The 23,464-nt window shown below is 65.9% G+C and carries 23 protein-coding genes; 14 read left to right on the plus strand and 9 right to left on the minus strand.

Going from position 1 to position 23,464, the window contains the following annotated elements; translation table 11 throughout:
• Nucleotides 1-13: 13 nt before the first annotated feature.
• Genes ureG through FHJ30_RS01840 form a run of 3 tightly spaced genes read left to right on the plus strand, consistent with a single transcriptional unit; the run spans nucleotide 14 to nucleotide 2,681 of the window.
• Nucleotides 14-631, plus strand: coding sequence for an urease accessory protein UreG (gene ureG / locus FHJ30_RS01830; RefSeq protein WP_139027556.1), 618 nt, complete (start codon nucleotides 14-16; stop codon nucleotides 629-631).
• Nucleotides 628-1,593: an urease accessory protein UreD gene (locus FHJ30_RS01835; protein ID WP_139027557.1), complete on the plus strand. Its 966-nt coding sequence runs from the start codon at nucleotides 628-630 to the stop codon at nucleotides 1,591-1,593. The genes ureG and FHJ30_RS01835 overlap by 4 nt, the downstream gene beginning before the upstream one ends.
• Nucleotides 1,593-2,681, plus strand: a complete 1,089-nt coding sequence (locus FHJ30_RS01840; protein WP_139027558.1) for a HoxN/HupN/NixA family nickel/cobalt transporter — start codon at nucleotides 1,593-1,595, stop codon at nucleotides 2,679-2,681. Before FHJ30_RS01835 ends, FHJ30_RS01840 begins: the two co-directional genes overlap by 1 nt.
• Nucleotides 2,682-2,721: 40 nt before the next feature.
• On the opposite strand, the gene FHJ30_RS01845 is transcribed toward FHJ30_RS01840, so the two are convergent.
• The 6 genes from FHJ30_RS01845 to FHJ30_RS01870 all read right to left on the minus strand — a co-directional run bounded on the left by FHJ30_RS01845 (nucleotide 2,722) and on the right by FHJ30_RS01870 (nucleotide 9,781).
• Nucleotides 2,722-3,180, minus strand: coding sequence for a DapH/DapD/GlmU-related protein (locus FHJ30_RS01845; protein WP_139027559.1), 459 nt, complete (start codon nucleotides 3,178-3,180; stop codon nucleotides 2,722-2,724).
• Nucleotides 3,181-3,287: 107 nt separating this feature from the next.
• Nucleotides 3,288-5,612 (minus strand): maltose alpha-D-glucosyltransferase, encoded by a 2,325-nt coding sequence (gene treS / locus FHJ30_RS01850; RefSeq protein WP_139027560.1) that lies wholly within the window; start codon nucleotides 5,610-5,612, stop codon nucleotides 3,288-3,290.
• A 125-nt stretch (nucleotides 5,613-5,737) separates the two neighbouring features.
• Nucleotides 5,738-6,397, minus strand: a complete 660-nt coding sequence (locus FHJ30_RS01855; protein ID WP_139027561.1) for a GntR family transcriptional regulator — start codon at nucleotides 6,395-6,397, stop codon at nucleotides 5,738-5,740.
• Nucleotides 6,398-6,516: 119 nt separating this feature from the next.
• Complete coding sequence (locus FHJ30_RS01860) at nucleotides 6,517-7,470, minus strand: transketolase family protein (RefSeq protein WP_139027600.1); 954 nt, start codon at nucleotides 7,468-7,470, stop codon at nucleotides 6,517-6,519.
• Between the two features lie 65 nt (nucleotides 7,471-7,535).
• Nucleotides 7,536-8,408 (minus strand): transketolase, encoded by an 873-nt coding sequence (locus tag FHJ30_RS01865; protein WP_228405100.1) that lies wholly within the window; start codon nucleotides 8,406-8,408, stop codon nucleotides 7,536-7,538.
• A gap of 35 nt (nucleotides 8,409-8,443) precedes the next feature.
• A complete protein-coding gene (locus FHJ30_RS01870) occupies nucleotides 8,444-9,781 on the minus strand; it encodes an MFS transporter (protein ID WP_139027563.1) in 1,338 nt (445 codons plus the stop codon).
• Nucleotides 9,782-9,962: 181 nt separating this feature from the next.
• On the opposite strand from FHJ30_RS01870, the gene FHJ30_RS01875 reads away from it, so the two are divergent.
• The 9 genes from FHJ30_RS01875 (at nucleotide 9,963) to FHJ30_RS01920 (ending at nucleotide 18,781) form a co-directional block, all read left to right on the plus strand.
• A complete protein-coding gene (locus FHJ30_RS01875) occupies nucleotides 9,963-10,787 on the plus strand; it encodes a sugar phosphate isomerase/epimerase (RefSeq protein ID WP_139027564.1) in 825 nt (274 codons plus the stop codon).
• A 91-nt stretch (nucleotides 10,788-10,878) separates the two neighbouring features.
• Nucleotides 10,879-11,652 (plus strand): SDR family NAD(P)-dependent oxidoreductase, encoded by a 774-nt coding sequence (locus FHJ30_RS01880; RefSeq protein ID WP_139027565.1) that lies wholly within the window; start codon nucleotides 10,879-10,881, stop codon nucleotides 11,650-11,652.
• 62 nt (nucleotides 11,653-11,714) lie between these two features.
• Nucleotides 11,715-13,460 carry a dihydroxyacetone kinase family protein gene (locus FHJ30_RS01885; protein ID WP_139027566.1) on the plus strand — a complete coding sequence of 582 codons (1,746 nt, stop codon included), beginning with the start codon at nucleotides 11,715-11,717 and terminating at the stop codon, nucleotides 13,458-13,460.
• A complete protein-coding gene (locus FHJ30_RS01890; protein ID WP_139027567.1) occupies nucleotides 13,457-13,948 on the plus strand; it encodes a ribose-5-phosphate isomerase in 492 nt (163 codons plus the stop codon). The genes FHJ30_RS01885 and FHJ30_RS01890 overlap by 4 nt, the downstream gene beginning before the upstream one ends.
• Nucleotides 13,949-14,054: 106 nt before the next feature.
• Entirely contained in the window at nucleotides 14,055-14,768 is a 714-nt protein-coding gene (locus FHJ30_RS01895) for a FadR/GntR family transcriptional regulator (RefSeq protein ID WP_139027568.1), read from the plus strand.
• Nucleotides 14,769-14,989: 221 nt separating this feature from the next.
• Nucleotides 14,990-16,360: an MFS transporter gene (locus FHJ30_RS01900; protein ID WP_139027569.1), complete on the plus strand. Its 1,371-nt coding sequence runs from the start codon at nucleotides 14,990-14,992 to the stop codon at nucleotides 16,358-16,360.
• A gap of 27 nt (nucleotides 16,361-16,387) precedes the next feature.
• Complete coding sequence (locus FHJ30_RS01905) at nucleotides 16,388-17,161, plus strand: SDR family NAD(P)-dependent oxidoreductase (RefSeq protein ID WP_139027570.1); 774 nt, start codon at nucleotides 16,388-16,390, stop codon at nucleotides 17,159-17,161.
• Nucleotides 17,162-17,296: 135 nt separating this feature from the next.
• Nucleotides 17,297-17,737, plus strand: a complete 441-nt coding sequence (locus tag FHJ30_RS01910) for an SRPBCC family protein (protein WP_139027571.1) — start codon at nucleotides 17,297-17,299, stop codon at nucleotides 17,735-17,737.
• A 291-nt stretch (nucleotides 17,738-18,028) separates the two neighbouring features.
• Nucleotides 18,029-18,781 (plus strand): GAF and ANTAR domain-containing protein, encoded by a 753-nt coding sequence (locus FHJ30_RS01920; protein ID WP_139027572.1) that lies wholly within the window; start codon nucleotides 18,029-18,031, stop codon nucleotides 18,779-18,781.
• Here the strand turns inward: FHJ30_RS01920 and FHJ30_RS01925 are convergent.
• Together FHJ30_RS01925 and FHJ30_RS01930 are read right to left on the minus strand one after the other, a co-directional pair.
• Entirely contained in the window at nucleotides 18,766-19,056 is a 291-nt protein-coding gene (locus FHJ30_RS01925; RefSeq protein ID WP_139027573.1) for a hypothetical protein, read from the minus strand. The two genes, FHJ30_RS01920 and FHJ30_RS01925, sit on opposite strands and share 16 nt — an antisense overlap.
• 176 nt (nucleotides 19,057-19,232) lie before the next feature.
• Nucleotides 19,233-20,072, minus strand: coding sequence for a helix-turn-helix transcriptional regulator (locus FHJ30_RS01930; RefSeq protein ID WP_171058882.1), 840 nt, complete (start codon nucleotides 20,070-20,072; stop codon nucleotides 19,233-19,235).
• Nucleotides 20,073-20,159: 87 nt separating this feature from the next.
• Here FHJ30_RS01930 and ilvD point away from each other — a divergent pair, with 87 nt between their 5' ends.
• Together ilvD and FHJ30_RS01940 are read left to right on the plus strand one after the other, a co-directional pair.
• Nucleotides 20,160-22,025: a dihydroxy-acid dehydratase gene (gene ilvD / locus FHJ30_RS01935; protein WP_139027575.1), complete on the plus strand. Its 1,866-nt coding sequence runs from the start codon at nucleotides 20,160-20,162 to the stop codon at nucleotides 22,023-22,025.
• Nucleotides 22,026-22,110: 85 nt separating this feature from the next.
• Entirely contained in the window at nucleotides 22,111-22,575 is a 465-nt protein-coding gene (locus tag FHJ30_RS01940; RefSeq protein ID WP_139027576.1) for a phage tail protein, read from the plus strand.
• A gap of 31 nt (nucleotides 22,576-22,606) precedes the next feature.
• On the opposite strand, the gene FHJ30_RS01945 is transcribed toward FHJ30_RS01940, so the two are convergent.
• A complete protein-coding gene (locus FHJ30_RS01945) occupies nucleotides 22,607-23,374 on the minus strand; it encodes a FadR/GntR family transcriptional regulator (RefSeq protein ID WP_139027577.1) in 768 nt (255 codons plus the stop codon).
• Nucleotides 23,375-23,464 lie beyond the last annotated feature (90 nt).

The following is a 23,464-nucleotide window of genomic DNA, read 5'->3' on the forward strand; positions in this document are numbered from 1 at the left end:
CTGAGGAGGAACAATGGCTGAACCCATCAAGATCGGCATCGGAGGACCCGTCGGTGCCGGTAAAACCCAGCTCGTGGAGCGGCTCACCCGGCACATGAGCGGCGGGATCTCCATGGCCGCCATCACCAACGACATCTACACCATCGAGGACGCCAAGATCCTCGCAGCCAACGGCATCCTGCCCGTGGACCGGATCATCGGCGTCGAAACCGGCGGCTGCCCCCACACCGCCATCCGCGAAGACACCTCCATGAACACCGCCGCCATTGAGGAGCTCAAAGCCCGGCACCCGGACCTGCAGGTGATCTTCGTCGAATCCGGCGGCGACAACCTCTCGGCAACCTTCAGCCCTGAACTCGTGGACTTCTCGATCTACATCATCGACGTGGCCCAAGGCGAGAAAATCCCCCGCAAAGCCGGCCAGGGCATGATCAAGTCCGATCTCTTCATCATCAACAAAACCGACCTCGCACCCCACGTCGGCGCCGACCTCGCCGTCATGGAACGGGATTCCAAAGAGTTCCGCGGCGCCAAGCCGTTCTGCTTCACCAACCTCAAAACCGACGAGGGGCTGGACAAGGTCATGGACTGGATCCGGCACGACGTCCTGATGCTCGACCTCGCAACATGAGCACGACGACGGCGCCAAGTTCCGCGCGTCCCTCGCCGGGCCCTGCGCCCGCGGGTGGAAGGGGCCGTGCCCGCTCCGCGGTGCCCGCCACGCCGCGGCCCCTTCCACCCGCGTCCGCTGATCGGGCCCCCACGGGGGAGCTTGAGCTTGTGGTCGCCTTGCGTGGGGAGCGCTCGGTTGCGTCGCATCAGTATCATCGGGGCGCTCTTCGGGTTTTGCGGCCGCATTATCTTGATGACTCTGGGCAGGTTTGCTATGTCGTTGTGAATCCTGGTGGTGCCTATCTTGGGGCGGATCTCTTTCTTGTTGATGTTGAGGTGGAGGACGGGGCTGACCTGTTGCTGACAACCCAGTCGGCTACCAAGGTTTACCGGACTCCTGGGTCTTTTGCTGAGCAGCGGATGACTGTGCGGCTGGGGGAGGGGGCCCGGCTGGAGCTGGTGCCGGACCAGCTCATTGCCTACCGGGAGGCCAGCTACCGGCAACGGACGCACCTCACTGTCCATCCGTCGTCGAGCCTTGTTATGGCCGAAGTTGTGACGCCGGGCTGGTCGCCGGACGGTGCTGCCTTCCGCTACGAGGAAGTGAGGCTGCGGAACGAGATCCACGTCGAGACGGAGGGCGGCACTGAGCTGCTGGCCTTGGACAACCTGCTCATCCACCCGCCGTCGGCCTATGTAACGGGTTTGGGATTCATGGAAGGCTTCAGCCACCTCGGGTCGCTGATCGTGGTGGACCCGCGCGTGGACCAGGCGCTCGCCGACGAGCTGCACGGCATCACGGGGGACGCAAATGCCCTGGCCGGGATCTCCCTCACCCGCACAGTGGGCGGAACCACGGGGCTGGTCCTGCGCTCGCTGTCGAACAGCACCGGGGAACTGAACAGGCTCTTGGGGGACTGCATTTCGCTCCTCCGGGAGCGGTGGCACGGGCAGGGACCGCTGAACCTGAGGAAGCACTGATGACTGCCCTCGGGACCATCACCACGCTGTACCGGCAGCGGGAAGCGCTGCCGCTGCGGACCCGCCTACTGTGGATGTTCGGTGCGGTGGCCGCCCTGCACACGGCCGCCGTCGTACTCCTGCTGGCCGGCAACGCAGGCGCCGCGGGCGGGACCGGCGCGCAGGCGCTCACCTGGGGGCTGGTCCTGACCGCCTACCTGGCCGGCGTGAAGCACAGCTACGACTGGGACCACCTGGCAGCCATCGACAACTCCACCCGGAAGTTCGTTGCGCAACGGCAGGACCCGGTGAGCGTCGGGTTCGCGTTCAGCCTTGGCCACAGCTCCGTGGTCACCCTGGCCGGCGTGCTGGTGGCCGCCGGCGCCGCAGTGGTGGGGGAGCTCATGCAGGACGGATCAACCGGCAACCTGGTGCTCGGGCTGATGGGCAGCGGCGTGTCCGGGCTGTTCCTGTTGGCGATGGGCCTGTTCAACGGTTCAGCGTTCGCGCGCTCGGCCGGCGCCTACCGCCGGGCACGGACCGGGGCGCCCATCAACCCCCTGGACCTGGAGCCGCGGGCACTTGTGGCGCGGCTCCTCGCGCGGCCGCTGGCCAGGGTGCGGCGGCCGCGGAACATCTATGTGGTTGGCTTCCTGTTCGGGCTGGGCTTTGACACCGCCACAACAGTCGGTCTCCTGATGATGACGACGGCGGCCTCGCTGGCCGGGGTGCCGGCATTCGCCTTGCTGGCGCTGCCCCTCGCGTTCACCGCCGCCATGACCCTGTGCGATTCGCTCAACGGGGTGGCCATGATGCGGCTGTACCGCTCTGCCCTCGACGATCCTCAAAGGAGGCTCGGCTTCAACGCCCTGGTCACCGGGATCTCGGCGGTGTCCGCCCTGTTCATCGCGGTCATCACCCTGGGTGGCTTCGTCAACGCCGCCTTCGCGCTGGAAGATCCCCTGACGGGGTGGCTGGGATCCATCGACCTGGGCGACGCCGGCCTGCTGCTGGTGGCGCTGCTGGCTGCTGTGTGGGCCGCGGCGGCCCTGAAGGCGAGGAGCCAGGATAAGCGGGCCCACGGATTTTCCGGCCCTGAGCCCGGGTGAAGCCAGGCCACGGCGCCCGCGACGGCGCCAATGGCACGGCTCAGGCAGCTATCCGGCCCCTGCCCTTGACGTGGGTCCGGTCCTTCCCAGGGACCGGCCGGGGGCGTTTCGCCTGCGAGCCGGACAGGACCTGTTCACCGTCGGGCACGGTAGCGTCCGTTTCCAGGTGGGTGCCGTGCTCAATCAGCACGCTGGAACCGATCCGGGAATGGCTCCCGATGTGCACCCGGTTTCCCACCACGGTCCCGCGGCCTACGCGCACGCCGTCGCCGATCACGGTCCGCTCGCCCACCGTGGCGTCGCGGTCAATCCAGCTGCCGTGGCCTATCCGGCAGCCCGGGCCGATCCGGGCGCCGCTCTCCACGTACGTCATGGCGCCGATCCGGGCGCTCTCGGCCACAACGGCGCCGGGCGCGATAAGCCCGCCGCCGTTGGCATGCCTGACGTACCGGGTGACCTTCCCGGCGTCGTCTTCTACTGATACAAACTTCGCGTTCATTCAATCCCTCGTTCGAATGAGCGGAACTTTCCGCACATTCAGTTAACGGCGCGGAACTCAGGGGGATTCCCGAAAGGCATCCTGGAGGTGCCTGGAAGCCTGTGCCCCTACGGCAGGACCGCCTCGGGCTGTCCACTTGCTTCCCGCCCGGGGGCGGCCTCCTGCTCTGCCTCCTGCTCTGCTTCCGGTTCGGTCAGCTGCAGGACCGTTCCGTGGAAGGCAGGCAGTTCCAGGAAGAAACTGTGCAGGTCGTCCACCTGGCCAACGGCGTCGCCACTGAAAAGGTCGTGGACGGCGGCCCCGGGCACCAGGTGGCTGGACTGGATGCTGCCCGCAATATCCTGGTCCGAGAAATTCAGCACGGTGACGCCCAGTGCACCGCTTTCCAGCCGGATGACCATCACCAGCAGGCCGCGGTTGGAAACGTCCGGTACATCGAGCAGGGCCCCGGTGGCTATCCCGCTTTCCTCGCGCACCGCCAGGATCCGCTGGAGCCGGCTGGCATAGGAGTCCGGGTTCCGCAGCTGCTCCGGGAGCGGGCCGTAGAGGCTGCGCGCCCTGGGCATTCCGGAGGAGGACGCTTCCGCGTCCGGGCTGGTGCCCATGATGTCGTGGGCGCCGCGGTTGATCCAGCGGGTGTCGCCCTGGGCAGTGAGCTCCTCGACGCTCTTCCGGTCCAGCGCGGTGATGCCGGCCAGGTCCCAGCCGGACAGGGCGAAGACTCCGGGCTGGAGGGCGTTGTACATCGAGAGGAGGATGTGCACGTCAAGGATCCGTGCTTCCTCCTCGGCGGAGATGGCGTGCGGGTCCTGGATTCCCAGTGCGGCCATGATGAAGCTGACTGAGGTGCAGGCGATGCCGTTCGTGGTGAACACCGCGTTGTAGGGTGCCTTCTCGCCGGTCAGCCGTTCGCGCATGGTCTGCTGCACCTGCTCAGCGAGCTGGGCGCCGGTGAGCTCCTGCCCGTTGAGTTCGAACAGCTCGTCCCGGTGCCCGGCGGCGAAGTGCATCAGCTCGTAGGTCAGCTCATCGTGGTTCTGCAGGGCATGCACCAGTGAAGCCTGGTCCACACCGATCTCCATGGAGAGACGCAGCGTGAGCCGCAGGAGCTCGGTATCCGCGGTGACAAGGGCGTAGTGGTAGGCCGGCCTGGTGATGAAGTCGTAGGAAAGGTCGGGGCCTGCCTCGGAGGTCGCCTTGATGTCGTCGATGGTCAGGTTCAGTTCCTGGAAGGAGAACCCGCCCACCTTCCGGATCATGGAGCCGATGAGCTGGTTGGCCGCCTCGGACAGCGGGTGCCCCTCGGACCAGCCGGGCTGCTCTTCGGCGCTCTTCTCCACTCCGAGGAATCCGTTGGCATCCAGCCGGAGCGCGCCGGTGCCCAGGTCAACCAGGGAATGCAGCGCATCGCCTACCACCAGGCGCATCCCCGCAAACGTGGGGTCCAGCCAGTTGATGGACGGCTGGCCTGCCTTGAAGTAGTGGAGGTAGACCCAGCGGCGCGTCTTCCCCGTGGTGTCCACGATGGGCCGGGTTGCGCTCCAGTTGGTTTCCTTGACGCCGGGCTCATAGAAAATGACGCGCTGCAGCCTGCCGATGATGTAGCCGGCCTTCTGCAGTGCCTGCTCGGCGTCCGGGCTCAGGTTTACCGAGTCCTGCCCCTCGGGCACGTCCGGCAGCAGGTGCCAGTCCTCCTCGGGGATGTCCACCATGTGGTAAATCCCCGGATAGTCCCGGAAATTCATCTCGGCCAGGCGGAAGTCGGCTCCCTTGCCGGTGTGCCCGGGAACGATGTCGTCAATGATGGTGCCGCCGTGGTCCGCAGCAACCTCGCACATCCGGCGGAATTCATCCTCCGTGCCGAACACGGGATCAATCGCCATGCTGATCCTGTCGAAGTGGCCGTCCACGCTGGGCGTCTGGGACCAGCCGCTGATGCCGCCGGCCAGTTTGACCGGGCCCGTGTGGATGGCGCGGATGCCTATCTGGCTGAAGGCTTCCCACATGGCGGGGTCACCCAGGGCCGAGAGGAAGGACTGGCTGGACCTGGTGATGAAGGACAGGGGATATGCGGTGAACCAGACAGGCGCACGTTCAACGGCAGCCCGGGGATTCGGGTGGGCGTACGAGTTCTGCCACATGCTGGCCTGCCCTGAGAGCTGCCTGGCCAGTGTATTGGCGTCTCCCAGCATTGCCTGGTTCCGCAGCCATTCGACGTACGCCGTATTGCGCCCGTCGAATTCGAAGGACGGTCTCGTGGCAAAGTACTGGCGGCGCCGCGCCGTTGGCCTCAGGGCCTTGGGCCGGGCAGGGTAGAACTGTTCGTCGAAATTGACGTCAGGTTCTACCGAAGGTTCAGCAGCTGTTACTTCATCCTTGCCGGCAACGGTCTCCGCTTCATAAACACCGTCGCTGGCCATCGGTTCCCGCATACAGTCCTCTTCCTACACGTCGATTCCGCAGTCCCAGGGCGCACTGCCTGACACCTTTCCCATAGTCCCAGGTACCCGGGGGCGCCGAGACTATTCGGGTGAACTACGAAACTACCAAGAAACGGCTAGGCCACGAGGTTGGCCGCGGCAGTGTCCATATGTTCCCGGATGGTTTTCCGGGCCAGGGAGGCGTCACCGGTTTCGATGGCCGCCACAATGTCGTGGTGCCGGTCCACGCTCATGTTCTTCACGCCCTTTTCGAGCCCGGCGAACATGATGGACATCCTGATGGACCCTTCCAATGATTCCCAGGTGTGCAGGAGCGTCTCGTTGCCCGTGAGCCGGCACAGCGTCCGGTGGAACTCCAGGTCGGATTCGACGCGCTGCTGCAGGCTTTCCTTCTCGGCTGCCGTCATTGCATCGATGGCTGCGCGGAGGGACGTGATGACGTGCTGGCGGTCCGGCAGTTCACAGAGCGTGCGGGCGGCCAGCGATTCCAGGGCTGCGCGAACGGTGTAGATGTCCCGGATTTCTTTTTCGTCCAGGTGGCGGACGGAGAGCCTGCCGCGGGGCCCGGCGGAGACCAGCCCTTCCTGTTCGAGCTGGCGCAGGGCTTCGCGCAGGGTTCCCCGGCTGATCTGCAGCATCTCGGAAAGTTCGGTTTCCACCAGGTGGCGGCCCGGTTCGAGTTCTCCGCTGGTGATGGCGGTGCGCAGTGCCGAGAGTGCCTGTTCGCGCAGGCTCTTTTTTTGCAGTCCCAGCAGCGGGGCGGTCAGTCCGGCCATGGCCTCTGTCCTCAATGTTGTAAGTCGACTGTTTACAGTCGGTCGTACTTTCGATGGTACGGCAGAAAGCACGGGACCGGCCGGGCCGGCGCCGTGCTTTCTGCGATGCGGGACGGGTGCTAGCCGAGCTCGGCGAGAACCTTGGCCACGATGCGGTCCACGGTCAGGCCGTAGCGGCTGTGCAGGGTTGGCAGGGCGCCGGCGTCCAGGAACTGGTCCGGAAGTGCCACCGGCACCACCCGTTTGCCAATGCCTGCGGTGACGGCGGCGGAGGCGACGGTTTCGAACAGGCCGCCCACCACGGAGTGGTTCTCCAGGGTGACGGCGAGCCGGTCCGTGTTGATCTCCGCCAGGACCGTTGCGGCGTCGAACGGCTTGATGGTGGGGGTGTGCACGACGGCGACATCCACGTTGTGTGCCGCCAGTGCCTTGGCTGCCTGGAGGGCGCGCATGGTCATCAGCCCCGAGGAAACGAACACGACGTCATTGCCGCCGCGCAGCACCTTGGCCTTGCCGAGTTCGAACGTGTAGCCGTACTCGTCCAGCACGGTGGGCACGTTGCCGCGCAGCAGGCGCAGGTAGGTGGGTCCGTCCGATGCTGCCAGCTGGGGGACGGCCTGCTCGATGTCCACCGAGTCGCACGGGTCCACGATGGTCAGGTTGGGCATGCCGCGGAAAATCGCCATGTCCTCAGTGGCCTGGTGGCTGGGGCCGTACCCCGTGGTCAGGCCGGGAAGGCCGCCCACGATGTTAACGTTCAGGTTCGGCTCGGCCGCATCCAGGCAGAGGAAGTCGTAGGCTCGGCGGGCAGCGAACACGGAGTACGTGGACGCGAACGGCACCAGGCCTGTTTCCGCGAGCCCGGCGGCGGCGCCGAAGAGCAGCTGCTCCGCCATGCCCATCTGGAAGAAGCGCTCGGGGAAGGCCTGCGCGAAGATGTGCATGTCCGTGTACTTGCCCAGGTCCGCGGTGAGGCCAACGATCTTGTCGTTCTCCTGCGCGGCCCTGGCCAGTGCGTGCCCGAACGGTGCCGAGGACGTTTTCTGGCCGGGGTCCGCGAAGGAGGCGATCATCGCAGAGGTCTTCAGCTTCGGCTTCACAGCGGCCGTGGTGTTGGGGGCCTCGGTGGCGGTGGTGCTCACTTGGTGTCTCCTTCAGCGGCTTCGTAGCCGGCGGTCAGCTGCTCGCGGCAGACCTGCCATTCGTGTTCGTCGATGCGCATGAAGTGCGCTTTTTCGCGCTCCTCCAGCAGGGGCACGCCGCGGCCCACCTTCGTGTCGCACAGGATCACCGAGGGGCGTCCGACGGCGGCGGCCTGGGCGGCTGCGTTGTCGAACGCTGCCAGCAGCGCGCCGACGTCGTTCCCGTCCACCCGCTGCGTGTACCAGCCGAACGATTCCCACTTCTCGGTCACCGGCTCGGTGCGCAGCACCGTTTCCGTCTTCCCGTCCGCCTGGAGGGCGTTGATGTCCACCATGGCGGTGAGGTTGCCCAGCTGGTGGTGGTGTGCACCCATGGCGGACTCCCACGTGGAGCCTTCGTCCAGTTCGCCGTCGGACAGGAAGTTGAACACCCGGGCGTCCGAGCCCTGGTAGCGCAGGCCCAGGGCCATGCCCACTGCGATGGTGAGTCCGTGGCCCAAGGAGCCGCCGGAGATTTCCATGCCCGGCGTGTAGGTGGACATTCCGGACATCGGCAGCCGGGAATCGTCCGAGCCGTAGGTCTCCAGCTCCTCGACCGGGACAATTCCGGCCTCTGCGAGGGCCGCGTAGTGGCCGATCGCGTAGTGGCCGGTGGACAGCAGGAACCTGTCCCTGGGCTCCCAGTGCGGATCCTCAGCCCGGAAGCGGAGCTGGTCAGCGTACACCGTGGCCAGCATGTCCGCGGCTCCCAGGGCCTGGCCCACATAGCCCTGGCCCTGGACCTCGCCCATGTTGAGGGCGTGGTGCCGGATGCGGTAGGCCGCGGCGCTGACCCGCGCCAACCGGTCATGGACGATATCTGCGGACATTACTGGCTCCGTGGTCGATTCGTGGGTGATGGTCATTAGACCGTCACCGAATGCGGGGTGCTTTTGGTGGCTTCCTCAGCCAGCTTGCGTTCGCGCTTGCCCCAGGTCTCCCTGGTGACGAGGGCAGCCCAGAGGCCGATCGCTGCGTAGAAGCTGAAGAGGAGCGCGGGGCCCATCCAGCCGAGGGCTACGAACAGCAGGGTGGTCACGAAGGGCGTGAAGCCGGAGACCATAGCGGAGATCTGGTAGGCCAGGGAGGCCCCGGAGGATCGGGTCTTGGCCTGGAACAGCTCCGGGAACCACGGTCCCTGGGCGCCGGCAAGCGAGTTCTGGCAGACGGCGTAGGAGATGACGATCGTGGCAATGACGAAGATGAACAGTCCGGTGTTCACCATCAGGAACATGGGGATGCCGAACAGGGCAGCGAAGGCGCAGGACCAGATGTACAGGGGCCGGCGTCCGATGCGGTCCGTAAGGCGGGCCCAGGCCATGGTGGCGAAGATACCGATTGCCGATGCGATGCAGAGGGCCACGAGGGTTTCGGTCTTGTTTGCGAGCTGCTGGGTGTGCAGGTAGGAAATCATGTAGGTGACGGACACCGCGTAGCCTGCAGTCTCGGCGATGCGCAGGCCGATGCCGCGGACAATGTTCCGCCAGTCGGTCTTGATGACCTCCGTGATGGGCGACTTAACGATGGAGCCGCTCTCCTTGACCTCGTCGAAGACGGGGGACTCCGGGACCTTGGAGCGGATGATCAGGCCGACGGCCACGAGCACGATGCTTGCAAGGAACGGGACACGCCACGCCAGTTCACCGCCGAGGTTCACGCTGACCAGGAAGACGAGGTTGGCCAGGAGGAGGCCCACCGGGAAGCCGGCCTGGACGATGCCGGTGTACTTGCCCTTGGACTTCCAGGGTGCGTGCTCGTAGCTCATGAGGATGGCGCCGCCCCATTCGGCGCCGAAGGCGAGGCCCTGGACGATGCGTACAAACACCAGCAGCGCCGGTGCCAGCAGGCCAACCTGTTCGTAGGTGGGCAGCAGGCCTATGAGGAACGTGGCCACGCCCATGAGGATCAGGGAGGCAACCAGAACGGGCTTGCGGCCCACCTTGTCACCCAGATGGCCGCCGATGATGCCGCCGATGGGGCGTGCCGCGAAGCCGACGCCGAGGGTGGCGAAGGCTGCAAGCGTTCCTGTGACGGGATCGCCGGTGGGGAAGAAGGCTGTTCCGAAGTAGAGGGCCGCAGCGGTGCCGAAGCCGATGAAGTCGTAGGTCTCAATAACGGCGCCGACGCCGGAGCCGATGGCGACGCGCTTGGCATCCTTGGTGCCGTGCACGTGGCCACGCATTTTTAGAGCTTCGTTGCTCATGGAGTTTCCCTTTCGAAAAGCGGTCCGAGGGGATCCGGCCGCTGTCGACTGTTAACAAATGATATCCCCAGTGTGACGCGCCTCATGCTGACTGTCAACAGTCAATGTTGGAAGTTGACTGTTGACAGTAAAAGGGCTTACGGTGATTCACGTCACCACCCGCCCACCCAGAGGAACGACGATGTTCAACTCCCGACTCGGCTGCTCATCCATCAGCTTCAGGCACCAGGCCCTGCCTGCTGCCCTGAAAACGATCGGCGGCCTGGGCTTCGAAGAGATCGATCTCGGCGCCCTCCCCGGCGTCTGCGACCATGTCCCGTACAACCTGGACGCAGCCGCCGTCGGCGCGGTAACAGCCGAGGTTGGTGCCTCCGGACTGCGGGTCCGTTCCGTCAACGGGGACATCGGCGACCTCAACGCAGTGCTCGACGCCGGGCAGCAGGCCGGGCGCGAACGGCACCTGGAGGCGTTGCTGACCCTCACTCGGGATACCGGCGCGAAGGCGCTCGTCCTCCCGTGCGGTGCACTCAGCCACGAACCGGTTCGGAACCTCGACGGGGACCTGGACCTTATTGCCGCCCAGCTCACCTCCGCCGGGCAGCGCGCGGCGGAGTTCGGCGTCGAACTTTGGACGGAGTCCCTGCACTTCCTGCGGTTCTGCTGGAACCTCGACCGCGCGGAACTGCTGGCACAGCGCCTGGCGGGCACCGGCGTCGGAATCGTCATGGACTTCAGCCATATCGTCGCCGCCGGCGAGGACCCGCTGGAGTACCTCCGGCGCCACGAGGGCCGGATTTCCCACGTCCATCTCCGGGACGCCGTGCCGGGGAACATCAACCTCAGCATCGGCAACGGGCATGCCGACTTTGCCGCAGGCCTGAAGCGGCTCGCCGCGGATGGCTACCAGGGGCACTTCTCCCTGGAACTGGAGACCCGCGACGTCACCCATGACGAGCGTCCCGCTGCTGCCGCCAAAGCCGGCAGCTTCATCACAGACCTGATCTGACCATCGACTGTTCCGTACCTGCCGTTTTGAACGTCCAGAACGACAGCTGCGGAGCAATCGATCCACCGAAACAGAACCCAAGGAGCACATCATGACCACCATCCAGCGCACCGCCGTCCTCACCGGGGCAACCTCGGACCGGGGCATCGGCATCACCACCGCCCGCCGCTACGCCAACCAGGGCTGGGCCGTGGTGATCCTGGACCTCGACGGCGAGAAGTCCGCCAAGGTCGCGGCCGAAATCGGCAACGAATTCAACGTCCCCGCCTTCGGCCACGAGATCGACGTCGCCAACGAAGCCTCCGTCACCGCCGCCCAGGCCGCCGTCGCCGCCGAAGTTGCGGCCGGCAACCTGCCGCCGGTGGGCGCCCTCGCCAACATCGCGGGCATCACCTCCCCGGTCCCGTTCCTGGAGACCACCCTTGAGCTCTGGCACAAGGTCATGGACGTCAATGCCACCGGCACCTACCTGGTGACCAAGGCATTCCTGCCGGACATGATCGCGAACGGCTGGGGCCGCATCGTTAACATGTCCTCGGTCTCCGCCCAGCGCGGCGGCGGCGTGTTCGGCAAGGTCCCCTACTCCGCCGCCAAGGCCGCCATCCTGGGCTTCACCAAGGCACTGACCCGTGAGCTCGGCACCACCGGTGTGACCGTCAACGCCATCACCCCCGGCGCCGTGGACACCAACATCCGCGTGGGAAGCACCGAGGAGCAGGAAGCCGCCATCAACGCAGGCATCCCGCTGGGCCGCAACGCCACCACCGAGGAAGTTGCCGCGGTGATCACGTTCCTCTCCTCAGAAGACTCCGCCTACCTCACCGGCACCACCATCGACATCAACGGCGGCAGCCACATCCACTAAAGCGGCCGCATCTTTCGGAAGTCCCTCAGGTCCGCCCAGAAACACACGGCAGAGAGCTCATCATGACGAAAATCTTCAACGACCCTTCGGACTTTGCCGAGGAGGCCCTGGCAGGGTTCTGCGACGTCCACGCGGACCTGGTCCGCCAGGTCCCCGGCGGCGCCGTGCGGCGCTTCCGGCCCCCGCAGCCCAAGGTCGCCGTCCTGGCGGGCGGCGGGTCTGGACACTACCCGGCCTTCGCCGGCCTCATCGGACCTGGATTTGCCGACGGCGCAGTGGTGGGCAACATCTTCACGTCCCCTTCGGCGCAGCAGGCCTACGCCGTGGCCAAGGCAGCAGAGTCCGGCGCCGGCGTCGTCTTCACCTACGGGAACTACGCCGGCGACGTCATGAACTTCGGCATGGCCAGCGAGCGCCTGGCTGCGGAGGGCATTGCCGTGGAGAACGTCCTGGTCACTGACGACATCGCCAGCGCCCCGCCGTCGGAATCCGCCAAGCGCCGCGGCATCGCCGGTGACTTCACCGTCTTCAAGGTCATGGGTGCCGCAGCCGAGGCCGGCACGGACCTCGCCGAGGTGGTCCGCTTGGGCCGGAAGGCCAATGACCGGACCCGCACCATCGGCAGCGCGTTCTCCGGCTGCACCTTCCCGGGCGCGGAATCCCCGTTGTTCTCCCTGCCCGACGGGCAGATGGGGCTGGGCCTGGGCATCCACGGCGAGCCCGGACTGTTCGACACCGCCTTGCCGTCCGCAAAGGAGCTGGGCCGCGAGCTGGTGACCCGCCTCCTGGCAGAAACTCCGCCCAATGCCGGCGAACGGATAGCAGTCATCCTCAACGGACTCGGATCCACCAAGCACGAGGAGCTCTTCGTTCTCTGGGGCACCGTGGCGCCGCTGCTCCGCGCCGCCGGATATACCCTGGTGGCGCCCGAAGTCGGGGAACTCGTCACCAGCCTGGACATGGCCGGGGTGTCGCTCACCGTCACCTGGCTGGACGGGGAATTGGAACCGCTGTGGCTCGCCCCCGCCGAAACGCCCGCCTACCGCCGCGGGAACGCGGTCCGGGAGTCAGGCGCCGCCGCCGTTGAAGGAACGTCCGACGACGACCCAAGCGCTGCCCCGTTCGTTGCCGCCGAGGCCTCCCGCCAGTACGCCACCGCGTGCCTTGCCGCGCTGCAAGCGACGCAAGCCCTGCTGCACGACGCCGAGGAGCGGCTCGGCAGGATGGACGCTATCGCCGGAGACGGTGACCACGGGCGCGGCATGGTGCGAGGGATCGACGCCGCCGCCGCGGCTGCGTCCGCTGCCCTGAACCAAGGGGCCGGAGCAGGCGATGTGCTGGCAGCTGCCGGAGATGCCTGGGCCGACAAGGCGGGCGGGACATCCGGCGTCCTGTGGGGAGCCGGACTGCGGGCCTTCGGCGAATCTGTTGGAAACAGTTCGGCCCCGGAACCCGGGCAGCTCGCAGCGGCGGTCAGGGCATTCGCTGACCGGATCGTGCAGCTGGGGAAGGCAGAGGCCGGCGACAAGACCATGGTGGACGCGTTGCTGCCGTTCGCTTCCTCCTTTGCCGCCCTGGTGGCGTCAGGAGTGGAACCGGACCGGGCATGGGAGGACGCTGCCCGCGACGCGACGGCAGCCGCCGAAGCAACGGCCGGCCTCCTGCCGCTCAAGGGCCGGGCCCGCCCGCTGGCCGAAAAGAGCCTGGGCACACCGGACCCGGGCGCGACGTCGCTGGCCATGATCTTCACCGTCATGGGTCCGCACCTCACCGCAACCGCCAGCGAAGCTGTTGGAGCGCGGCAATGAACACTGAAGGGCAGCCCACGGGACTGAGGCTCGTTGTAGGCGCGGACGAGGCGGGAGTGGACTACAAGGACAAGGTCCTTCAGGACCTCCGGCAGGATCCCCGGGTCCGCGAAGTGATCGACATTGGCGTCAACCGGTGCGATGCTCCCGACGACTTCACCAGGCCATACCCCTATGTGGGAATCGCGGCGGGCGAAATGATCAGGGACGGCGCCGCTGACCGGGCCATCCTCTTCTGCGGCACCGGAATCGGGGTGGCCATCGCTGCGAACAAGGTGGAGGGAATCCGGGCCACCACCGCCCATGATTCTTTTTCCGTGGAACGCTCAGTCCTGTCCAACGACTGCCAGGTCCTCACCATGGGCCAGCGCGTGGTGGGCATTGAACTCGCCCGCCGGCTGGCCAAGGAGTGGATCGGTTACACCTTCGACCCGGCCTCCGCGTCCGCTGGTAAGGTCAAGGTCCTTACGGACTTCGAGGGCTGCTAAGCCCGGCCCGCTGCGGGAAACAGGTCACGATGCTGATCCGCGCAGCATTGGACAGTAAAGTTTAGAGGGCCCGTACCGGCGGGCAACTCTAGGGCAGGAGCCAAGGATGGGCCGCAGGACACTCGTTGACGACCTCGTCGACGGCCTGCTCGACGACATCCTCTCCGGCAAGCTGAAACCGCACGACGCCATCCCGCCCGAGGCCGACATCGCCAAGGCCTATGACGTCAGCAGGCTCACGGTCCGCGAGGCGCTCAAGGCGCTAAGGGCGCAGAACATCCTGTACGTCAAGGCAGGCCGCGGAACATTCGTGAACCCGACGGACAACTGGACGGGGCTGGACGCGATCTTCAAGGCCGCCTCGCATGGAAACGCTGCGGACCAGGTTTCAGTGGGGCTGATCGAGATGCGGCGCATGGTGGAAACCGGTGCGGCGTCCCTGGCCGCCAAGCGGCATACCCCCGAGCATGCCCGGCAGATGGAGCAGTGCATCGCGGACATGAAGCGCTTCCACGAGGCGCGGGACCTGGACCGTTTTGTGGAAGCGGACATCGCATTCCACGACGTGGTGCTCAGGGCCTCGGGCAATCCCTTCGTCCGGGCACTCTTCGCGCAGTTGGGGCAGCTGCTCTACATGACCCGGCGGGAAACCTCGGCTGTACCCGAGATCCAGCTCCACGCCATCGAGTACCACCAGAAGGTCATGGAGAGCATCGTCAGCGGCGACGCCGAGCTTTCCCGGCGGGTCATGGATGACCATATGGAACAGACGTACCGCGACTACGAGCGCTACGTCCAGCACCCTGAATCCCAGGGCTAGAGCTGCACGTGACCGTTGGCACCCCGAGCGCCACATCACCGGTTTGCGGTGCCCTTCTCCGCGGGGCTTGACGTAATCCGGATCACCCTTCTATGATCTTTCTCATGTTGCTTCGTCAGATGTCAGACATCTGATCCAAATTGCAAGCAGACGGAAAATCCCCACTTCCCCTCGGACGCGCCGCCCCCAATGCGCCGCGTCCGCCAGATAGAAGGTCGACGATGACTTCACTCTCCATGCCGTCCGCAGGACTGGGCGAACTCGGCGAGCGCACGCTCCGCAAGGTCCGCCGCCGCGTCATGCCGCTGATTGTCCTGCTTTACTTCATTGCCTACCTTGACCGCAATAACGTGGGCTTCGCCAAGCTCACCATGAGCGAGGACATCGGCCTCAGCGCCGCCGCCTACGGGCTTGGCGCCGGCATCTTCTTCCTGGGCTACGCCCTGCTTGAAGTTCCCAGCAACGCCGGAATGTACCGCTTCGGCGCCCGCAAGTGGCTTGCCCGGATCCTCATCACCTGGGGCATCTTCGCCACCGCCATGGCGCTGGTCAACGGCGAAAGCACCTACTACATCATCCGCTTCCTGCTGGGTGCTGCCGAGGCCGGGTTCTTCCCCGCGATCCTCTTCTACCTGACGCTGTGGTTCCCCGCCGCGCAGCGCGTCACCGTCCTGGGCATCTTCATCCTGGCCCAGCCCATTTCCAACGCCCTGGGCGCACCGGTCTCCGGACTCCTGCTGCAGATGGACGGCATCATGGGACTGCAGGGCTGGCAGTGGCTCTACATCATCGAGGGCATCCCCGCCATCCTGCTTGGCCTGCTGACTCCGATGCTGATGACGGACCGTCCCCGTGACGCCAAGTGGCTCAACACTGAAGAACGCGAATGGCTCGCCACCACCATGGAAGCCGAACTTGCTGCCAAGTCCAAGGTCGGGAGCCACAACTTCCTGGCCGGCCTCAAGGACAAGCGCACCCTCACCTACTCGGCCCTGTACTTCGGCCTGGTTTGCGGCATCTACGGACTGGGCCTCTGGATGCCCACCATTGTGGCCGCCCTTGGCAAGTTCTCCACCGCCGAGGTGGGCTTCATCGTCCTCATTCCGTACTCCATCGCCGCGGTCTTTGTCTACTTCTGGAGCAGGCGGGCGGACCGCACGGGCAAGCGCGCCTGGCACACCTCCGTCAGCATGGTTCTGGCCGGCATGGGCCTCCTGGCAGCGGGCTACCTGCTCCCGGTCAACCCCATCCTTGCCCTGATCGCACTGACCGCTTCCGCGATGGGCATCTACGGCGCCATTGCACCGTTCCTGTCCATGCCGTCAGCCGCACTCACCGGTGCAGCCGCTGCTTCCGGACTGGCCCTGGTCAACTCCCTCGGCAACCTCGGCGGCTTTGTGGCCCCGTACGCCGTGGGCCTGCTCAAGGACGCCACCGGCAACAACCAGAGCGGCCTGCTGTTCCTGTCCTTCTGCCTGTGCGTCACGGCAGTGGCCACGTACTTCTACGCCCGGAAACGGCCTGAGGGCGACGCCGCCCTGGACCCTGCAGTTGCCGCTGCGGCAGCGGTCAACGCAGCCAAAGTCTCCTGAACCGAACCCCTGACGAAAGATATACCTGTGACAACCACCGCATTTCCCGCTGAACGTACCGTCGTCCTGACCGGGGCCGCGTCTGCCCGCGGCATCGGCCGCGCCACCGCGGACCTGATGGCCAGCGAGGGCTGGTCCATCGCAATCCTTGACATCAACGCCGAAGACGCCAAAGCCGCGGCCGCGGAGATCGGCTCCAACCGTGCAGTGAAGGCAATCGGAGTGGGCGCGGACGTGTCCGACGCCGCTTCCGTGGACAGGGCCATCAGCGAAATCGAAGACTCGCTGCCGCCCATCGTTGCCCTCGCCAACCTTGCCGGCATCAGCTCGCCCACCCCCTTCATGGACACCACCGTGGAGGAGTGGGACAAGGTATTCGCCATCAACATGCGCGGCACCTTCATCGTGTCCCAGCGCGTGCTCAAGGGCATGATTGAGCGCAAGCTCGGACGCATCGTGAGCATTTCCTCGATTTCCGCGCAGCGTGGCGGCGGCACCTACTCCAAGGTGGCGTACAGCGCCTCGAAGGCTGGAATCATCGGGTTCACCAGGGCCCTTGCCCGTGAGGTGGGGGAGTTCGGCGTGACCGTCAACGCCATCGCACCGGGTCCCATTGACACTGACATCATGGGCGGCACCCTCTCTGAGGAACGCAAGGCCCAGATGTCCGAGGGCATCATGATGGGGCGCGTGGGTACCCGCGAGGAAGTGGCCGCACTGATTTCCTTCCTGCTCGGGAAGGACGCCGGCTACATCACGGCAGCCACCTACGACATCAACGGCGGCCTGCAGGTCAGCTGACCGCACAGCCATGATTCACGGCAGTAGCGCCCCGGCGGGTTTCGTCCGGGGCGCTGCTGCTGTTTGTCGTACAGGGACCGTGCAGGGCCATCCCCGGGGGTGTGCTTCCCGGGTGCCTGTTCCTACACTGGGGTGATGATCACAGTCACCGGAAGTGTGGAAACCAAATTGTCCGCAGAGAAGGCCTTTGCCTTCCTGAGCGCGTTCGAGAACACCAGCGAGTGGGATCCCAACACCCCGGTGATGGAGAAACTGACGCCCGGTCCGGTGGCGGTGGGGCACCGCTACCATGCAGAGTCCGAGTTCCGCGGCAAGCGGCAGTCACTGGAGTACGAGGTCATCGAGCTGACGGAGAACCACATCAAGCTCCGCGGCGAGAACAAGTCCGTCACCGCCTTCGACTCCATCGACGTGAGCCCCGCCGCCCAGGGGTCGGTAGTGAAATATACCGCCGAGTTCAGCATCAAGGGGCCGGCCAAAATCGTCCAGCCGCTCCTGAAGCCGGCCTTTATGTCCCTGCGGGACCCCGCGCTGAACGGGATCCGGGACACCCTCAACTCCCTGGCCGCCGCATAGGCTCCCAACGTACCTGGTCACCGTCGGACGCGTGCCGGGAGGCGGCGGGCAGAAGCGCCGGGGCCCCGACGGCGGCTGGGCGTCGGGAATCCCCATAAAGCGGTGGACCGTGGGTCCTTCCGCCGTCACCGTGCTGCCGCGAACAGCCCCCGTGCGCGGGCTGGCGTTTGTCATGGAGCACACATTATGACCGCCTCGCAGGTAGGCTGGCATGTACCGTTCGGCAGTGAGCGGCCAAGGCGTTCATTTAATGGACGACGTGGCCTACGTGCTGTTCGGGAGGGGAAAGTGGTGGCTCACGCCGAAGCCGCGAATGACGATGTCTTCGCCGACGTCGCGCTGCATCTTCAGGACCTGGTGCTGGACAGCGCCAATATTGACGAGTTCCTTCGGGACCTGGCCAGCTATTCGGCGCGACGGCTGAGCAGCGGGGACCGGGAAATTCTCTGCGGCGTTGCTGTCGAGAGGCAGAAGAAGGCCACCGCCATCGCTGGCAGCGATCCCTGCATCCGCGTCCTTGACCAGCTCCAGAACAAGTACGGCGACGGACCGGGCATCACCGCCATGCGCACCATGGACACGGTCCTGGTCCCTGACGTGAGCCAGGAAAGGCGATGGCCTGCCTATGCCAGCGCGCTCTCCGGCCAGGGACTGTTCTCCGCTGTCAGCGTGCCGCTCGCGCTGGGCGAAGATACCCGTGGTGCGCTCAGCCTGTACAGCGTCCGGTTGCAGGCCTTCAGCAGCGAAGACATTGCCACCGTGCGGGCCTTCTCCGGACAGGTTTCAAAAAGCCTGCGGCTGGCACTGCGGATAGGCAAGTTGCAGGACACGAAGGACAGCATGAGCGCCGCCATGAAGTCGCGGACCGTGATCGACCTGGCCACCGGCGCCATCATGGCCCAGAGCCGCTGCAGCCAGCACCAGGCGTTCAGCGTGCTGCTGCAGGCCTCCAACACCCGGAACATGAAGCTCAAGGAGGTTGCCGCCACCGTGGTTGCATCCATCGCCGGCAGTTCCGGCACCTCCACCTACTTTGACGAGTAGGGTTCCTGCGAGTCGCTTCCCGCCTGGGCCAGGAGGGAGCCGCTGAACGGTGCCCGGGACAGCAGGCCTGCGGCAGCACAATGCTCGTTGACGGCCTGGGCCAACGCGTCCCTGTCTTTCGGGGGAAGGGTTGCCAGCCCGCTGCTGTAGTCCCGGATGTCCTCCTCGGAAGCGTCGCCGCCGAGGGCCAGGTATTCCAGCCACAGCTGGCCCATGTCCAGGGCGTGCTCCCGTATCAGTGCGCCGGTAAGGGCCTGCTGGTCCGCTGCGTCCACTGCTCCGTCCTTTCCTGGAAGTATTTCTTCCCCAGTGGAGGTTCGGAGCGGCGGCGCTGCTGGATGGGCGGGTGGTGGCTCTTTTCCTAAACCGGCTGTACCGCTTTTTCGGTGGCTGCGGACGCGCCGCCCAGATAGATAACCTCGCCTATGGCAAGCACGAAGCCGCCACGAAGCTAGCTTCCAACAGCCAAAAGCCGCTGGATCTGCTCCGCCGCTTCGCTGTCCGGTGCCGGGGTGTAGACGACAATGTGGAGGTCCGGCCGGTCCGACGGTGAAACCTGGTGGTGCTCCAGCCTCATGACCCCCACCGAGGGGTGCCGGAACAGCCGCTCCCGGGATTCGAACCCAAGGATGTCGTACCGGTCCCAGCCCTCCTTGAACTCCGGACTCGTCTCCTTGAGCCGCTCCACCTGGTAGGCCACGCCCGGATCGCCCAGCCGTTGCCCCGCTTCCGCCCGGAACTCGGCAAGGAACCGCCTGCTGGTGACATCCCAGTCGGGGAGCAGCTCCTTCACATAGGGGTCGGTGAAGACCAGCCACAGCAGGTTCCGCTCCGGGGCGGCCACGTTGGCGATGTTGGGATACAAGGCGGCGTAGGGCCGGTTCCACCCCGTAACGCTCCAGTCCGGGGCAAGCGCGAATGCCGGGTTAGGCCCCAATGCATCGAGGAGCCGCTGGATGTGCGCCGGTGCGTCAGCAGCTGCCGGACCGGAGGACACCGGCACGGAATACCCGCCCAGTGAAAGGACATAGGAACGGCCTGCCTCCGAAAGGTGCAGTGTCCGGACCACGGCCTCCAGGACTTCCCGGGAGGGCCTGATGTCCCGGCCCTGTTCCAGCCACGTGTACCAGGTGACGCTGACCCCGGAAAGGAAGGCCACTTCCTCCCGCCGGAGTCCGCGTTCGCGCCGGCGCGCCACCGGCGGCAATCCATATTCGGACCGCAGTGCCTGGTCGCGGCGTGCCCGCAGGTATAGTCCCAGTTCCTTGCGCTTCTCGCCTGCCTCTTTCACGCCCACTAACACTAGTAGTCTGGTACTCCTGCTACTAGTATCACCACTGTCTTCCGCCGCGCCGGCCTGGACGGCAGGATCGGTACCATGCCTCCTCTCCGTTCACGCACTGTCACCCACGGCCGCAACATGGCCGGCGCCCGCGCACTGCTGCGCGCTTCCGGCGTCGCCAACTCCGACATCGGCAAGCCGATCATCGCCGTGGCCAACTCCTTCACCGAGTTCGTCCCCGGCCACACCCACCTCGCCCCCGTGGGCCGGATCGTCTCCGACGCCATCCTCGCCGCCGGCGCTGTGCCCCGCGAGTTCAACACCATCGCAGTGGACGACGGTATCGCCATGGGCCACTCCGGCATGCTTTATTCGCTGCCGTCCCGGGACCTGATCGCCGACTCGGTGGAGTACATGGTTAACGCACACTGCGCCGACGCGCTGGTCTGCATCTCCAACTGCGACAAGATCACCCCCGGCATGCTCATGGCGGCCCTCCGCCTCAACATCCCGGTGGTGTTCGTCTCAGGCGGCCCCATGGAGGCCGGCCGCGTGACCCTGACCGACGGTTCTGTGCGCTCCCTGGACCTGGTGAACGCCATTGCCGACGCCGTGGATGAGTCCATCTCCGACGAGGACATCAACCTCATCGAAGAGAACGCCTGTCCCACCTGCGGGTCCTGCTCCGGCATGTTTACCGCCAACTCGATGAACTGCCTCGCGGAGGCCATCGGCCTTGCCCTGCCGGGCAACGGCTCCGTGCTCGCGACCCACACCGCACGCAAGGCGCTGTACGAGAAGGCCGGCGCCACCATCGTCGAGCTGGTAAAGCGCTACTACGACGGCGACGACGACTCAGTGTTGCCGCGCTCCATCGCCACCGCCAAGGCCTTCGACAACGCCATGGCCCTGGACATCTCCATGGGCGGCTCCACCAACACCATCCTGCACCTGCTGGCCGCCGCCCAGGAGGCGGGCGTGGACTACGGCCTGGCCGAGATGGACGCCAAGTCCAGGCAGGTGCCCTGCCTGGCAAAGGTGGCCCCGAACGTGGCCAAGGACAAGACCTACTACATGGAGGACGTGCACCGTGCCGGCGGCATCCCCGCCCTGCTGGGTGAGTTGAACCGCGGCGGGCTCCTGCACAAGGACGTCCACTCCGTGCACTCCGCCGACCTGGACGGCTGGCTGGATGATTGGGACGTCCGTGGCGGCAAGGCCACCAAGGAAGCGAAGGCCCTGTGGCACGCTGCCCCCGGCGGAGTCCGCTCCTCCACCGCGTTCTCCCAGTCGAACGAGTGGACCTCCCTGGACACCGACGCCGCGGAAGGCTGCATCCGCTCCGTGGAGCACGCCTACTCCAAGGACGGCGGACTGGCCGTGCTTCGCGGCAATGTGGCCATCGACGGCGCCGTGGTGAAAACCGCCGGCGTGGACGAGTCCATCTGGACCTTCGAAGGCCCGGCCGTTGTATGCGAATCCCAGGACGAGGCCGTGGAAAAGATCCTGAACAAGACCATCATGGAGGGCGACGTGGTGGTCATCCGCTATGAAGGCCCCCGCGGTGGTCCGGGCATGCAGGAAATGCTCTACCCGACGTCGTTCCTCAAGGGCCGCGGCCTGGGCAAGAAGTGCGCCCTCATCACCGACGGCCGCTTCTCGGGCGGCACCTCCGGACTGTCCATCGGGCACATCTCGCCCGAGGCTGCCTCCGGCGGCACCATCGCCCTCGTGGAGGACGGCGACATCATCAGCATCAACATCAGTGAGCGCTCGCTCGAGTTGCAGGTATCCGACGAAATCCTCGCCGAACGCCGCGAAAAGCTCCTGGCCAACGGCGGGTACAAGCCCAAGGACCGGGACCGCCAGGTGTCCCCGGCCCTTCGTGCCTACGCCGCCATGGCACTGTCCGCCGACAAGGGCGCCGTCCGGGACGTCTCGCTGGTGGAGAACCTCGGCTAAGCCGCCTTGGGGCCGGGAGAAATCCCGGCCCGTTCTCCTTCCTGATCTGCGACGATGTGCGAAGGACCATTCCCAGGAGGATCCATTGCCTTACACGGTTGATTTCAAGAACGTGTCCACCACAGGCCTGGAGTCGTCACCCGTCGCGGAGGCGCTGGCAGGGCTGCGGGCCAACGAGGCGCGCTACTACAAAACCAAGTACGGCCACGACTTCACCGTCACGCCGGCCGGCGAGGCTCCGGAGACCCTGGAGTACATCAACCACATCCTCGCCACCGAACGAAATCTCGCCATCTCCTCCCGCGCGCTGGAAGTCTCCTCGTTCGAAGTGGACGGCCTGCGCATGGCGTACGTGTTCTACGAATCCGGCCTGTCCATCAACGTCATGTACGGCATCGAGGAGGGGGCGAAGCGCGCCGTTGGCTTCAAGCTGTCCGAAGAGATGGAGGTTCCCGAGGAACTGGCGTCCAGCTTCAGGTTTGCGCGCCAGAAGTCAAAGCTCGCAGGCGTCATCCGCGGCTCCTACTTCGTGATCAAGGGCGAGTACTGAACACCTTTCCTGCCGGGGAAGGAGCCAGGGGCTAGCTGGCCGACTGGCCTGAAGCGGGCGGCGGAGCGCCGGCCGTGCCCTGGTTGCTCGACCAGATCTGGCTCATCTCTTCGGTGGACTGCTCCACAATCCTGCTCATCGCCGCATGCGCCGCGGCCGCCTCCCCGCGCTGGATGGCGCTGGCCAGGTCCACGTGCAGCTGCAGGGCTTCGTGGTGCGGCAAGTGGGGCATCAAGCCGTGTTCCGTCCTGCCGGTGAGGACCTCCGCCACAAGGTTCTCCAGCTGGGAAAACATCGCATTGCCGGAGGCTTTGAGTATCGCGGCGTGGAATTCCACGTCCAGCCGGAGGAACTCCTCCTGGTCTCCGCGTTGGCCGGCAGCCCACAGCCTGGCCGCAAGGGAGACGAGTTCGCTGCCGGCATCCCAGGAGGCCCGTTCGGCGGCGAGGCGGGCAGCCTGCGGTTCGATGGCTCCGCGAAGTTCATTGAGGGACTGCAGCTGCTCCAGCCGGCGGGAGGACGCCAGGCGCCAGCGGATCACCTGCGGGTCGTAGAGATTCCAGCACTCCTCAGGCTGCACAATCGTCCCGAACCGCCGGCGGGACTCCAGCATTCCCTTTGATGACAGCACCCTGGCGGCCTCACGGACCACGGACCGGGATACGTTGTGCTGCCCCTCCAGCTCGTCCAGCCTCAGGACGGAATGCGGCGCCCAATGCCCATCGGCGATGCCAAGCCCCAGGCTCTCGACCAACGCAGCATGCAGGTCGGTAGGGGACTCCGCCTTTGGGGTTTTCATAAATAAATCATACGGCTCGCTGGCAAGGGCTTGTCTAAGTCTGCCTTATTTCCATATGATCGCTCCCAAGGCAGATGTAAAGATGCATTT

The sequence above is a fragment of the Arthrobacter sp. BB-1 genome, from assembly GCF_006151685.1.
Lineage (GTDB): Bacteria > Actinomycetota > Actinomycetes > Actinomycetales > Micrococcaceae > Arthrobacter.

Bases quoted from the DNA above. Each gene is read 5' to 3' on its own strand.
- FHJ30_RS01875 (WP_139027564.1), top strand. From the start codon at position 9,963: ATGTTCAACTCCCGACTCGGCTGCTCATCCATCAGCTTCAGGCACCAG.
- FHJ30_RS01885 (WP_139027566.1), top strand. From the start codon at position 11,715: ATGACGAAAATCTTCAACGACCCTTCGGACTTTGCCGAGGAGGCCCTG.
- FHJ30_RS01855 (WP_139027561.1), bottom strand. From the start codon at position 6,397: ATGGCCGGACTGACCGCCCCGCTGCTGGGACTGCAAAAAAAGAGCCTG.
- FHJ30_RS01835 (WP_139027557.1), top strand. From the start codon at position 628: ATGAGCACGACGACGGCGCCAAGTTCCGCGCGTCCCTCGCCGGGCCCT.
- FHJ30_RS01860 (WP_139027600.1), bottom strand. From the start codon at position 7,470: ATGATCGCCTCCTTCGCGGACCCCGGCCAGAAAACGTCCTCGGCACCG.
- FHJ30_RS01865 (WP_228405100.1), bottom strand. From the start codon at position 8,408: ATGTCCGCAGATATCGTCCATGACCGGTTGGCGCGGGTCAGCGCCGCG.
- ureG (WP_139027556.1), top strand. From the start codon at position 14: ATGGCTGAACCCATCAAGATCGGCATCGGAGGACCCGTCGGTGCCGGT.
- treS (WP_139027560.1), bottom strand. From the start codon at position 5,612: ATGCGGGAACCGATGGCCAGCGACGGTGTTTATGAAGCGGAGACCGTT.
- FHJ30_RS01895 (WP_139027568.1), top strand. From the start codon at position 14,055: ATGGGCCGCAGGACACTCGTTGACGACCTCGTCGACGGCCTGCTCGAC.
- FHJ30_RS01880 (WP_139027565.1), top strand. From the start codon at position 10,879: ATGACCACCATCCAGCGCACCGCCGTCCTCACCGGGGCAACCTCGGAC.
- FHJ30_RS01870 (WP_139027563.1), bottom strand. From the start codon at position 9,781: ATGAGCAACGAAGCTCTAAAAATGCGTGGCCACGTGCACGGCACCAAG.
- FHJ30_RS01840 (WP_139027558.1), top strand. From the start codon at position 1,593: ATGACTGCCCTCGGGACCATCACCACGCTGTACCGGCAGCGGGAAGCG.
- FHJ30_RS01945 (WP_139027577.1), bottom strand. From the start codon at position 23,374: ATGAAAACCCCAAAGGCGGAGTCCCCTACCGACCTGCATGCTGCGTTG.
- ilvD (WP_139027575.1), top strand. From the start codon at position 20,160: ATGCCTCCTCTCCGTTCACGCACTGTCACCCACGGCCGCAACATGGCC.
- FHJ30_RS01890 (WP_139027567.1), top strand. From the start codon at position 13,457: ATGAACACTGAAGGGCAGCCCACGGGACTGAGGCTCGTTGTAGGCGCG.
- FHJ30_RS01900 (WP_139027569.1), top strand. From the start codon at position 14,990: ATGACTTCACTCTCCATGCCGTCCGCAGGACTGGGCGAACTCGGCGAG.
- FHJ30_RS01845 (WP_139027559.1), bottom strand. From the start codon at position 3,180: ATGAACGCGAAGTTTGTATCAGTAGAAGACGACGCCGGGAAGGTCACC.
- FHJ30_RS01910 (WP_139027571.1), top strand. From the start codon at position 17,297: ATGATCACAGTCACCGGAAGTGTGGAAACCAAATTGTCCGCAGAGAAG.